The organism is Streptomyces sp. 3MP-14 (assembly GCF_006334905.2).
Classification (GTDB): Bacteria; Actinomycetota; Actinomycetes; order Streptomycetales; family Streptomycetaceae; genus Streptomyces; species Streptomyces triticirhizae.
On sequence record NZ_VDLZ02000009.1, the window covers coordinates 143,481 to 155,630 of the forward strand.

The window sequence follows — 12,150 nt, forward strand, 5'->3', positions numbered from 1 at the left end:
CGCCTCATGGCGGTGCACGCCCACCCGGACGACGAGTCCAGCAAGGGCGCCGCCATGATGGCCAAGTACGTGTCGGAAGGCGTGGAGGTGCTGGTCGCCACGTGCACGGGCGGCGAGCGGGGCTCCATCCTCAACCCGAAGCTCCAGGGCGACCCCTACATCGAGGAGAACATCCACGAGGTCAGGGCCAGGGAGATGGCCGAGGCGCGGGAGATTCTGGGCGTGCGCCAGGAGTGGCTGGGCTTCGTCGACTCCGGGCTGCCGGAGGGCGACCCGCTGCCGCCGCTGCCCGAGGGCTGCTTCGCGCTGCGGGACGTCGAGGAGGCGGCCGAGCCGCTGGTGCGGCTGATCCGCTCGTTCCGCCCGCAGGTGATCACCACCTACGACGAGAACGGCGGCTACCCGCACCCGGACCACATCATGACGCACAAGATCTCGATGGTGGCCTTCGAGGCGGCGGGCGACCCGACGCGCTACCCGGAGTCCGGGGAGCCCTGGACGCCGTCGAAGCTGTACTACAACCAGGGCTTCAACAAGCAGCGCACCGTGGCGCTGCACGAGGCGCTGTTGGCGCGCGGCCTGGAGTCGCCGTACCAGGAGTGGCTGGAACGGTGGGACGAGTCCTCGATGCCGGAGCGGCAGCTGACCACGCGGGTGCCGTGCGCGGAGTTCTTCCCGGTGCGGGACAAGGCGCTGATCGCACACGCCACCCAGATCGACCCCGACGGCGGCTGGTTCCGGGTGCCGATGGAGATCCAGCAGGAGGTCTGGCCCACCGAGGACTTCGAGCTGGCGCGGTCGCTGGTCGATACGTCGCTACCCGAGTCGGACCTGTTCGCCGGTATCCGCCAGAATTGACGTCATGACTGACGTAACTCCGCTCGCCAAGGAGCTGACCGAGTACACGGTGACCCCGGGGGTGCTGGGCTTCATCGTGTTCGCCGTCCTGGGCGTGGGGGTCTGGGTGCTGCTGAGGTCGATGAGCCGCCACCTGGGCAGGATCGACTTCGAGGAGGGCGCCGGGAAGCGGCGCGACGGCGGCGAGCCGGCCGCCGAGGAGTCCTCGACGGACCGATCCGCCGCCACCTCCTCCTGACCTCAACCGGGCGGCCCGACCCGGGGAACGGGCCGGCCGCCCGATCCCGGGCCGCCCCGGTCTACGGGCGGCTCTCCTCCCGCGCGGGCAGGGCGCCCACGATGTCGCGGGCCGCGCGCCTGGGCACCATGCCCAGGCGCCAGGCCGGCCAGCCCGCCTCGGGACCCTGCTCGCGCTCCAGCATCAGCGCGAAGGAGTGCGCGGCGTCGGTCAGCCTGGGGTCGCGCGCCGGATGGTCGTCGCGCAGCAGCTCGGCCAGCTCCTCCTGGGCCACCGCCGTGCCTACCTCGGAGCCGCCGGGCGAGGCCAGCGGCAGCAGGGTGCAGCGCAGGAACTGCGCCCAGTCCCGGCCGCGTTGGTCGGGGGCGTCGTCGCCGTAGCCGGCGGTGAACAGGGCCAGCGCCTCGCCGGTCAGCTCCAACGCCTGGCCGAGCCGCTCGTTGCCCGCCTCGATCACGGCCAGCTCCAGCGCCGACCACGCCTCGCCGTGCCCGACGCCGATCCGCTGGAAGTCCCGCCGGGCGTCGGTCAGCAGCTGGCGGGCGAAGCCGCTGTTGCGCAGGGAGCCGGTGCTCTCCGCGCGGCTGTCGCGGGTGACGCGGGCGGAGTGGTGCCGGGTGCAGGCCAGCCCGTAGACGTCCCGCATCCGGTTGAACATCGTGCGGGCGCGCTCCAGGGTGCGCACCGCCGACGTGGTGTCGCCGGCCTCCTCCTGCGCCTGGCCCAGGTAGTAGAGCGTCCACGCCTCGCCCCTGGCGTCCTCCGTCTCCTGGTGGCGCACGAGCGCGGCGCGCAGCTGGTCGACGGCGGCCGCGTCGTCGCCGTCGTAGACCCTGGCCAGGCCCAGCTGGCTCATGGCCCAGGCCACGCCCCGCACGTCGCGGGACCGCTCGTAGAGGTCGAGCGCCAGGCGCAGTTCCCGCTCGCCGTCGGCGATCTGCCCCTGCCACAGCAGCGTCTGCCCCAGCTGGAACCGGGTCCACGCCTCGCCGTGGACGCTGCCGCTGGCCTGGTGCAACGGCAGCGCCTCGGCGAGCAGCCGGCGCGCCGACAGCACCCGGCCGCACTCCCGCTCGGCGGCGGCCAGGGCGTGCAGCGTCCAGGCCCGGTCGCCGGCCAGGTGCTCGCCGTCCTGGAGGTCGAGGGCCTGGCGCAGCTTCTCGACGGCCTCCCGCAGCTGGCCCTGGTGTTGCAGGGTGATGCCCAGGTCGCGCAGGGCGCGGGCGGTGCCGGCCTCGTGCCTGGCCTGCTGGTAGAGGGAGACCACGGAGGTCAGGGTGGAGCGGGCCTTGTCCAGCTCGCCGAGCTGCCGGGCGGCGACGCCGGTGCGCCAGCGAACGGAACGGGTCAGCAGGCCCTGGTCGACGGCCTCGGCCAGCTCGTTCAGCTCGCCCAGGCGGTAGAGGTCGCCGCGCAGCAGGCAGTAGTCGCACAGGGCGCCCAGCAGGTGTTGCACGGCCTGGCGGTCCACCCGCTCGTCGGCGTAGCGGAGGGTGGAGGTGATGAAGCTGGTCTCGTCGTCCAGCCAGCGCAGGGCGGCGTCCAGCGAGGTGAAGCCGTGGCCGCCGGCCGCTGCCGGCAGCAGGTCGGCGCGGGTCGAGGTCTTGCCGTCGACCAGCCGGATCACCGTGTCGGCCAGCTCGGCGTAGCTGCGGATCAGCCGCTCCTGCGCGGCGGAGACCTGGCGGTCGCTGTCCTCGTCGTACATCCGGGCGCGGGCGAACCTGCGGATCAGCTCGTGCAGGCGGTAGCGGTTCCCCCGGGTGCGGCTGAGCAGGCCGGCCTGGGCCAGCAGCTCCAGCTGGTGGGCGGCCTCCTGCTGGCCGACGTCCAGCAGGGCCGCAGCGGCGCGGGCGCCGAGGCTGGCGCGGCCGGCGAGCGCCAGCCGGCGCAGCAGCCGGCGGGTGGTCTCCTCCAGGTCGGCGTAGCGCAGCCGCAGGGCGCGCTCGGCGGGGTCGATGCCGCCCTCGCCGACCGGGCCCCAGGCCGCCAGGTCCTCGGCGAGCGCGGTGGGGGAACGTTCGTCGAGCGCCGAGCCGACCAGCCGCAGCAGTATGGGCCGGCCGGCGCACAGCTCGTTGACCGCGCGCCAGCTCTCGTCGTCGCGCGCCCCGGGAGCGATGCGGCCGCCGTCGGTGACGGAGGCGCGCAGCAGCTCCTCGGCGGCCTCGTCGTCCAGCGGCTCGATGGGCAGCTGGTGGACGGAGGCGGGAAAGGACGGGGAGATGTCGAGCGGCTCGGCGGCGGTGACCAGCACCAGGGACTGGGAGCGGGCCGGGATCAGGGTGCAGACCTGCTCGGCGTCGGTGGCGTCGTCGAGGATGATCACCACGGGCAGGTCGGTGAGGTGCTGCTGGTACCGCTCGGCGAGGCGGCCCAGCTGGCCGGCGTCGGCGGCGCGGCCGACGCCCTCGCGGAACAGCAGCTGGTCGCGGGGGGCGCCCAGCCGGTTCATCAGGTGCAGGATGGCGTCCCTGGTGGGCAGCGGGTCCTGGCTCTGGCCCCTGAGGTCGACGAGGCAGGCGCCCCGGAACAGCTCGCGGGTCTCCTGCGCGGCCCAGCCGGCGAGCGTGGTGCGGCCGGAGCCGGAGGCGCCGTGCAGCACCACCACGGTGGGGCGGGTCTCGGTGCTGGCGCGGTCCCGGTTGACCCACTGGACGATCTGGCCGAGTTGGCGGCGGCGGCCGATGAACGGGCGCTCCAGGTCGGCCAGTCGGTCGAAGGAACGGTTCAACACGGAGCGGCTGCGGGCCCTCGCGGAGCGGTCCGTGGTGCGGGTGGTGCGGGAGGTGCGGGCGCCGCCGGACCTGGGGCCGCCGATCGCGCCTCGCCTGGGGGCGACGGCCCGCTGCTGCTCCAGGTAGGGGCGGATGCCGCGCACCTCGACTGCCGTCAGCCAGGCGAGCCGCAACTGGTCGACGCCGCCCGGCTGGTGGCGGCTGCCGGCGTGCCGCTCGGCGGACCAGAGGTGCGCCAGGAACGCCTGGACGACGAAGCCGAGCACGGCGGCGCCGGCCACCAGCACGCCGTCCGTGAAGGCGGTCGCGGCGGAGTCGTTGATCGAGCCGACGAGGAGCACCGTGGCCAGCGCGGCGCAGACCACGGCGGCGGCCAGGCCGCCGAGAAAGCGGGGCGCGAAGCGGTCGGCCAACCGGCTGGGCGCGCTGTCCCGTTCGGCCTCGCGGAAGGCCGCGTACTCCTCGCGCGCCGGGCGCAGGATCTCGTCCAGCGAGGCGCCGGCGCGCTGGAGCAGCTGCTCGGCCGAGACCCTGCCCTCCGAGCGGCGTTCCTCCTCCTCGGCCGCGCCGCGCAGCAGTCGCTCGACCTCCGCCCGGTGCCGCTCGTCGAGCGTCGCCGTCTCCACTGCCATCCGCGTCCCCCCTCGTCTTCTCCCCGGTTCTTCCCCGGTTCTCTCCCCGGCCCGCAGCCTTCGCGCGGGCGTGTGCGCGGGCGCCGGAACGCGCCCACGCGCGCCCCGGCGCGCCCCAAGGCACCCCGAAGGGTGCCGTAACGCCCGGAAGCGCCCGGGGAATTGGCCTGCCCCGGCTGACACCCCCTCACGCCGATTTCGACCAACTCGTTACGGGCACGTCGCACACCGGGGACGGCCCTGCCACGCACCCCGGCGCCCCAGCCGGCACCGGGTTCAGCTCGCGGCGCGCTTGTACTTGCGGACGGCGAGGGTGCGGAAGACCGCGATGATCGCTATCGACCAGAGCAGGGAAGCCAGTGCCGGGTGCTGCATCGGCCAGACGTCGGGGGCCTGGTAGTTGGGCGGGAGGTTCCCGAACAGCTCGCGGACGGCGAGCACAGTGGCACTGAACGGGTTCCACTCGGCGACGGGTTGGAGCAGCGAGGGCATGTTCTCGGAGGGAACGAAGGCCACCGAGATGAAGGTCAGCGGGAAGAGCCAGACCAGCCCGCCGGAGGTGGCCGCCTCGGGGGTGCGGACGGACAGGCCGATCAGCGCGCCGATCCAGGTGAACGCGTACCCCAGCAGCAGCAACAGGCCGAAGGCGCCAAGCGCGTTGACGATGCCGTCGTGGATGCGCCAGCCGACCAGCAGCGCGACCAGCGACATCACCAGCAGGATCACCGCCGTCTGCACCAGGTCGGCGAAGGTCCGGCCGGTGAGCACCGCGCCGCGCGCCATGGGCAGTGAGCGGAAGCGGTCGATGATGCCCTTCTGCATGTCCTCCGCGATGCCGGCGCTGGCGCCGGCGACCGCGAAGGTGACCGTCTGCGCGAAGATGCCGCCCATCAGGAACTCGCGGTAGGCGCCCGCGTCCGTCCCCGCGCCGGGCAGGGTGATGGAGCCTCCGAAGATGTAGGAGAACATCACCACGAACATGATGGGCTGCACCAGCCCGAAGATGACCACCTCGGGGATGCGCAGCATCCGCAGCAGGTTGCGCTTGGCGACGACCATCGAGTCCCGCCAGCCCTGCCGGAACGAGACGCGGTCCCCCGACCTGGCGATCGGCTGCGGGCTCGGCTCCTGAGCGGTGATGCTCACTTCTTCCCCTCCTTGTCGGCCGTCTCGACGTCGGCCGCCTTGGCGGCCGGCTCCTCGCCGTCCTCGGCGCCGTGGCCGGTGAGGGAGATGAACACGTCGTCCAGGGTGGGCCGGCGCAGCCCGATGTCGTCGATCTCCACGCCCTCGCCGTCCAGTTCGCGAATGACCTCGGCGAGCAGCTTGGCGCCGCCGGCCGCCGGGACGCTGAGCTTGCGCGTGTGCTCGACCAGGGTGGTGTCGCCGTCCCCGAGCCGGCGCAACACCCGCTCGGCGACGGGGATGTGCTCGCGTTCGTGGACCACGACCTCCACCACGTCGCCGCCGGAGCGGCTCTTCAGCTCGTCGGAGGTGCCCCGGGCGATGACCCGGCCGTGGTCCACCACGGCGATGGTGTCGGCCAGATGGTCGGCCTCCTCCAGGTACTGCGTGGTGAGCAGCAGGGTGGTGCCGCCGGCGACCAGCTCCTCGATCACCGCCCAGAGGGCCATGCGGTTCCTCGGGTCGAGGCCGGTGGTCGGCTCGTCCATGAACATCACCGGCGGGCTGACCACCAGCGCCGCCGCCAGGTCGAGCCGGCGGCGCATCCCGCCGGAGTAGGTCTTGGCGGTGCGGTCGGCGGCGTCCGAGAGGTTGAACCGCTCCAGCAGCTCGTCCGCGCGCCGGCGCGCGTCCCGCGAGGTGAGCTGGTAGAGCTGGCCGACCATCTGGAGGTTCTCCCGGCCGGTGAGGTAGTCGTCGACGGCGGCGAACTGGCCGGAGAGACCGATGGAACGGCGGACCAGCTGCGGGTGGGTGGCGACGTCGATGCCAGCGACCTCGGCCCGCCCGCTGTCCGGCCGGAGCAGGGTGGTGAGCACGCGCACGGCGGTGGTCTTGCCCGCGCCGTTCGGTCCGAGGAGGCCGAGGACCGACCCCTCGGGGACTTCGATGTCCACGCCGTCCAACGCGCGGACGTCGCCGAAGGTCTTTACCAGACCCTCGGCGTAGATGGCGGCTGGCATGTGCGCTCTCCTCTGTGGGACTCGGGATCAGAGTGGCCGGTGTGGTGTTGGCCTCGCCAGTCTAGGCGGACACGATGTATCGCGATAGTACTCAATGGAGCGCGGCAGGGGCGCACGGATTTTCTTTTCCGCGGGCGCGCGCGACGCGCGACGCGCGCCGGCCGCGCGGCCCCCGGGGCCGCGCCAACGGGCGGGCGCGGCAGGGAGGATGACGGTGCGCCGGCGGGAGGGCGCGGGAAATGCCGGGTGACGGAACACCGGCGGGGGCGCGCCCGGGGTTCCGCCGGGGCGGCAGGGTTCGCCACGGTGGGCCGTCAGGAGAGCACGCCGTATCCGGCCTCGCGCAGCGCCACGACCACCTCGTCGCAGTGACGCGGCCCCTTCGTCTCCAGCCACAGCTCGACCTCCGCCTCGCTCACGGCCAGCCGGGGATCGGTCCTGACGTGGTTCACCGCCAGGACGTTGGCGTCGACCACCGACAACACCCCCAGCAGCGCGGCCAACGCCCCCGGGTGGTCCGGGAGTCGAAGCCGCAGCGAGAGGTAGCGCCCGGCGGCGGCCATGCCGTGGCGGAGCGTCCGTTCCAGCACCACCGGGTCCACGTTGCCGCCGGAGAGCACCGCGACGACCGGCCCTTCGAACGCGCTCGGCTCGGCCAGCAGCGCCGCGACCGGCGCCGCGCCCGCCGGCTCGACGACCAGCTTGGCCCGTTCCAGGCAGTGCAGCAGCGCGCCGGAGAGCGCGCTCTCGGAGACCGTTCGCACCTCGTCCACCAGTTCGGCGACCAGCTCGAACGGCACGTCCCCCGGCCGCCCGACGCGGATTCCGTCCGCCATGGTGGCCGCCCCGGGCAGCGAGAGCGGCCGGCCGGCGGCCAGCGACCTGGGGTAGGCCGCCGCGCCCTCCGCCTGCACCCCGACGATCCGCACCTCGGGCCGCCGCGCCTTGATCGCCAGCGCCACGCCAGCCAGCAGCCCGCCGCCGCCCACGCTGACCACGACGGTTCGCGCGTCGGGGCACTGCTCCAGCACCTCCAGCCCCAACGTGCCCTGCCCGGCGACGACATCGGGGTGGTCGAAGGGGTGGATGAAGACCGCGCCGGTCTCCCTGGCGTAGGCGGTGGCGGCGGCAAGCGTCTCGTCGACGAGCTGGCCGACCAGCCGCACCCCGGCCCCGTACTCCCGGGTGGCGGCGACCTTGGGCAGCGGGGCGCCGACCGGCATGAAGACGGTGGAGGTGACGCCGAGCAGCGAGGCGGCCAGGGCGACGCCCTGCGCGTGGTTGCCCGCGCTGGCCGCGACCACCCCGCGCGCCCGGTCCTCGGGCGTCAGGGCGGCGATCCGGTTGTAGGCGCCGCGCAGCTTGAACGAGCCGGTGCGCTGGAGGTTCTCGCATTTCAACAGGACCGGGGCGCCGATCAGTTGACTCAGGTAACGGCTGCCTTCCAGGGCGGTCACCCGGGTGACCCCGGAGAGCGTCTTCTGGGCGGCGAGCACGTCCTCCAGGGTGGGCCGGCGGTGCGTGGGCATGGCACCAGTCTCGCAGGCGCCCCGCGCGCGGGCGCCCGGGGACGCGGCGGGCCGGCCAACGCCGCCGCGCGCGGGACCCGGCGACGCCGGGAACGGGGCCCGCCCACGGCGGCTACGCTTGAGGACTCGTCCACGCGCCCCCCGTCCCGCTCCCGCTACCCCAGACCGGACATGACGCCTGAACACACCCCTCCCCAGTCCCCGCCCCCGGCCGCGCCGGTCGCCCCGCCCGGCGCCACGCGGAACGCGACCCGGAACGTCGCCGGGGACGTGCCCCGGGGCGACGAACTGCTCGACGCGTTCCAACACGAGGTCGCGGTCTTCGCCCGCCGGGCCGAGCAGACCCGGCTCGGCGGCCTCGGCCCGGCCCGCAACTCGATGGACCGCGCCGCATACCTGCTGCTGAGCCGCCTGGACGTCGGCGGCCCGACCGGCGTCAAGGCGTTGGCCGCCGGCATGGGCATCGACTCGTCGACGGTGACCCGGCAGGTCGCGCCGCTGGTCGACGCGGGCCTGGTGCGCCGCGCCGCCGACCCGGAGGACGGGCGCGCCGTGCTGCTGCACCTGACCCCGCCCGGCCGGGAGCGGCTGGAGGAGGTGCGCGCCTCGCGGCGGGCGTTGATGGCGCTGCTCACCGAGGACTGGACCGAGGAGGAGCGCGCGGACTTCCGCGCGCTCCTGGCACGCTTCAACGCCTCGATCGCCCGCTTCCACGGCCGGCCCCTCGACCCCGGCCCCTGAACAGCCGGCCCCGCAGGCACCGGGGCCCGTGCGGCTCCGGGCCCCGGGCCGGAAGGCGCGGCTCAGACCGCCGCCAGCGCCTGCCCCAGGTCGGAGAGCAGGTCGTCGACCGACTCGATGCCCACCGAGAGCCGGATCAGATCCCCCGGCACCTCAAGCGCCGAGCCCGCCGCCGAGGCGTGCGTCATCCGCCCCGGGTGCTCGATCAACGACTCCACGCCGCCCAACGACTCGCCCAGCGTGAAGACTTCGGTCCGGTCGCACAGCGCGACGGCCGCCTCCTCCCCCGCCGCGAGCCGGAACGACACCATCCCGCCGAAGTCCCGCATCTGCTTGCCCGCCGTCTCGTGCCCCGGGTGCGAGGGCAGCCCCGGGTAGCGCACGTCGGCGACCTTCGGGTGGGCGGCCAGCATCTCCGCGATCCGCGTCGCGTTGGCGCAGTGCCGGTCCATCCGCACCGCGAGCGTCTTGATCCCGCGCAGCACCAGCCAGCAGTCGAAGGGGCCGGCGATCGCGCCCATCGCGTTCTGGTGGAACGCCAACTCCTCGGCCAGCGCCAGGTCCGAGGTGACCAGCGCGCCGCCCACCACGTCGGAGTGGCCACCGAGGTACTTCGTCGTCGAGTGCACCACCACGTCCGCGCCCAGCGCCAGCGGCTGCTGGAGGTAGGGGCTCGCGAAGGTGTTGTCCACCACCAGGCGCGCGCCGGCGGCGTGCGCCAGGTCCGCGATCAGCGCGATGTCCGTGATGCCCAGCAGCGGGTTGGAGGGGGTCTCCACCCACACCACCTTCGTCTCCGGGCGGATCGCCGCCCGCACCGACATCGGGTCCGAGGTGTCCGCCACCGACCAGGCCACGCCCCACCGTTCGACCACCTTGGCGACCAGCCGGAACGTGCCGCCGTACGCGTCGTTGGGGATCACCAGGTGGTCGCCCGGCTTCAGCACCGTGCGCAGCAGGCAGTCCTCGGCGGCCAGCCCCGAGGCATAGGCCAGCGCGCGGGAGCCGCCCTCCAGGGCGGCGAGGTTCTCCTCAAGCGCGGTGCGGGTCGGGTTGGCGGAACGGCTGTACTCGTAGCCGCCGCGCAGCCCGCCGACGCCGTCCTGCTTGTAGGTGGACACCTGGTGGATGGGCGGGACCACGGCGCCGGTCAACGCGTCGGGCTCCTGCCCCGCGTGAATGGCCAACGTCTCGAAGCGCCGTCCCACAAACTGCTCGTTCATGGGCTCACGGTAGTGGCCTTACCGTGGAGTCAGGCACCAGGAACGCCCGTTCGCCGCGCCCCCGGGCCCGGCGACATAGGGTGTTCATGCCCCGCACACACTCCGCCACCACCGCGCCGCCCGCGCGGGAAGCGCGGGAGCGTGTCGGCCGGACCCGAAGCGACGAGGGGGAGCGACTCCGCCATGGAAGCCCTGATCCTGCTGATCGCCCTGACCGCCATCTTCGGCGTGGTGGTGCTGCCGGCGCTGCGCCGCCGCAGGGAACGGCAGGAGTTCGAACGGGCCGCCGCCCAGGCGGACGCCGCGACCGGCCCGGCCGGGTCCGGCATCTCGCTGGGCAAGCCCGGGGACGCCGCCGCCGGCCCGAGGGCCGGGCTCGTCCCCGTCGACCAGCTGGACGTGCGGCTGCCGGGGCCCGACGACCCGCTGGTCGAGGCGTTGGACGAGGTCCGCGCCTCCGGCGACTGGCGTCCCGCCGGGCAGCTGCTGGCGATCACCGACGACAGCGAGCTGCGGTGGCAGCGCGTGCAGTCGCTGGCCGGCGCGGCCGCGATGGAGCTGGCCGGCTGGCGCGCGGCGGGCGGCACGCCCGACGACGGCCGCCCCGACGCCGGCTGGCTGCGCCGCTGGCGCGGCGAGGAGCCGCGCGACCCGGGCGGCGCCCAGGTGTACGCGCAGTTCCTGGTGTGGCAGGCGATGGCCGACCCCGGCGCCGCCGAGTACCGGATCATCCTGGAGGAGGCCCGCGCGGTCTGCGCCGAGGCCACCGAGCTGGCCCCCGACGACCCGATCCCGCACATCGTGGAGCTGGCCATCGCGCGGGGTCTCGACTACTCGCGCGAGGAGTTCGACGCGGTGTGGCAGCGGGTGACCGAACGTGATCCGCAGCACATGGGCGGGCACCTGGCGGCGCTCCCCTACCTCTCGGAGAAGTGGCACGGCTCGCGCAAGGAGGCCGAGGGCTTCGCCGCCGCGGCCGCCGGCGCGGCGAAGCCGGGGAGCCTGCTGCCGGCGCTGCCGCTGTTCGCCGTCTACGACCACCTGCCCGACCTCCAGCACTCGCCCGGCATGTACCAGGGGGCGGTGGTGTCGGACGCGATCGAGGCGGCCCAGTTCGCGTTGACGCATGTGCGCGATGACCACCCGGTGCAGCCGCACGTGCACCATCTGTTGCTGTGTTTCCTGGTGCGCGCCGAGCGGTACCCGGAGGCGGCGGAACAGGTGCGGGCCATCGACGGTTATGTGGGGGCGATCCCTTGGGTCGACGGCGAGAACCCCGCGACCGAGTACGCGGCGTACCGGGCCATCGCCATCGCCGGCCGGTAGCCAGCCGGGCGGATCACGACCGAGGAGCGAGGAGAACGAGATCATGCTGTACACCTTCAAGAGCCGCCTGCCGACCAGCGACGAGGCCCTGCCGGGCCGCGACCGGAGCCCGTACCCGGTGCCCGAGACGCACACCGTGCTGGGGAACCCGCTGCTCGGCCCCTACCCGGAGGGCCTTGAGGTCGCCGACTTCGGCCTCGGCTGCTTCTGGGGCGCGGAGCGCCGCTTCTGGCAGACGCCCGGCGTGTGGACGACGCTCGCCGGCTACCAGGGTGGCCACACCGCGTACCCCACCTACGAGGAGGTGTGCAGCGGGATGACCGGGCACACCGAGGCGGTGCGGGTGGTCTTCGACCCGGCGAAGGTCTCCTACGAGGAGCTGCTGCGGGTGTTCTGGGAGTCGCACGACCCGACGCAGGGCTTCCGCCAGGGCAACGACGTGGGCACGCAGTACCGTTCGGCGATCTACACGCACTCGCCGGAGCAGGAGCGGATCGCGGAGCGTTCGCGCGAGGCGTACCAGAAGGTGCTGAGCGACTCGGGCTACGGCGAGATCACCACCGAACTGGCCCCGGCCGAGCCGCGCCCGTTCTACCCGGCGGAGGGGTACCACCAGCAGTACCTCGACAAGAACCCGGCGGGGTACTGCGGCCTCGGCGGCACCGGGCTGTCGTGCCCGGTGGGGGTGGCGAAGGCCTGAGGCCCCGTTTGCCCGGCG

Annotated in this window: 10 protein-coding genes; 5 read left to right on the forward strand and 5 right to left on the reverse strand. The window is 74.0% G+C overall.

What is annotated here, in order from left to right; genetic code table 11:
* Positions 1-6 precede the first annotated feature (6 nt).
* Positions 7-858, forward strand: coding sequence for a mycothiol conjugate amidase Mca (mca, locus tag FH609_RS16645; protein WP_139668551.1), 852 nt, complete (start codon positions 7-9; stop codon positions 856-858).
* 4 nt (positions 859-862) lie between these two features.
* Entirely contained in the window at positions 863-1,096 is a 234-nt protein-coding gene (locus FH609_RS16650) for a hypothetical protein (protein ID WP_139668286.1), read from the forward strand.
* Positions 1,097-1,157: 61 nt separating this feature from the next.
* On the opposite strand, the gene FH609_RS16655 is transcribed toward FH609_RS16650, so the two are convergent.
* From FH609_RS16655 to ilvA, 4 genes are all read right to left on the reverse strand, one after another.
* Positions 1,158-4,466: a tetratricopeptide repeat protein gene (locus FH609_RS16655; protein ID WP_139668288.1), complete on the reverse strand. Its 3,309-nt coding sequence runs from the start codon at positions 4,464-4,466 to the stop codon at positions 1,158-1,160.
* A gap of 276 nt (positions 4,467-4,742) precedes the next feature.
* Positions 4,743-5,525 carry an ABC transporter permease gene (locus FH609_RS16660; protein WP_139668553.1) on the reverse strand — a complete coding sequence of 261 codons (783 nt, stop codon included), beginning with the start codon at positions 5,523-5,525 and terminating at the stop codon, positions 4,743-4,745.
* 83 nt (positions 5,526-5,608) lie between these two features.
* Complete coding sequence (locus FH609_RS16665; protein ID WP_139668290.1) at positions 5,609-6,613, reverse strand: ATP-binding cassette domain-containing protein; 1,005 nt, start codon at positions 6,611-6,613, stop codon at positions 5,609-5,611.
* Positions 6,614-6,927: 314 nt separating this feature from the next.
* Positions 6,928-8,142: a threonine ammonia-lyase gene (gene ilvA / locus FH609_RS16670; protein WP_139668292.1), complete on the reverse strand. Its 1,215-nt coding sequence runs from the start codon at positions 8,140-8,142 to the stop codon at positions 6,928-6,930.
* A gap of 171 nt (positions 8,143-8,313) precedes the next feature.
* On the opposite strand from ilvA, the gene FH609_RS16675 reads away from it, so the two are divergent.
* The gene (locus tag FH609_RS16675) at positions 8,314-8,883 is read left to right on the forward strand and encodes a MarR family winged helix-turn-helix transcriptional regulator (RefSeq protein ID WP_139668295.1); all 570 of its coding nucleotides are present in this window, start codon (positions 8,314-8,316) and stop codon (positions 8,881-8,883) included.
* A 62-nt stretch (positions 8,884-8,945) separates the two neighbouring features.
* Here the strand turns inward: FH609_RS16675 and FH609_RS16680 are convergent, their stop codons facing one another.
* Positions 8,946-10,106 (reverse strand): cystathionine gamma-synthase, encoded by a 1,161-nt coding sequence (locus tag FH609_RS16680; RefSeq protein ID WP_139668297.1) that lies wholly within the window; start codon positions 10,104-10,106, stop codon positions 8,946-8,948.
* Between the two features lie 183 nt (positions 10,107-10,289).
* Here FH609_RS16680 and FH609_RS16685 point away from each other — a divergent pair, with 183 nt between their 5' ends.
* Both FH609_RS16685 and msrA read left to right on the forward strand, forming a co-directional pair.
* The gene (locus FH609_RS16685) at positions 10,290-11,432 is read left to right on the forward strand and encodes a hypothetical protein (RefSeq protein WP_139668299.1); all 1,143 of its coding nucleotides are present in this window, start codon (positions 10,290-10,292) and stop codon (positions 11,430-11,432) included.
* 43 nt (positions 11,433-11,475) lie between these two features.
* Positions 11,476-12,132, forward strand: coding sequence for a peptide-methionine (S)-S-oxide reductase MsrA (msrA, locus tag FH609_RS16690; RefSeq protein ID WP_139668301.1), 657 nt, complete (start codon positions 11,476-11,478; stop codon positions 12,130-12,132).
* Positions 12,133-12,150: the final 18 nt, after the last annotated feature.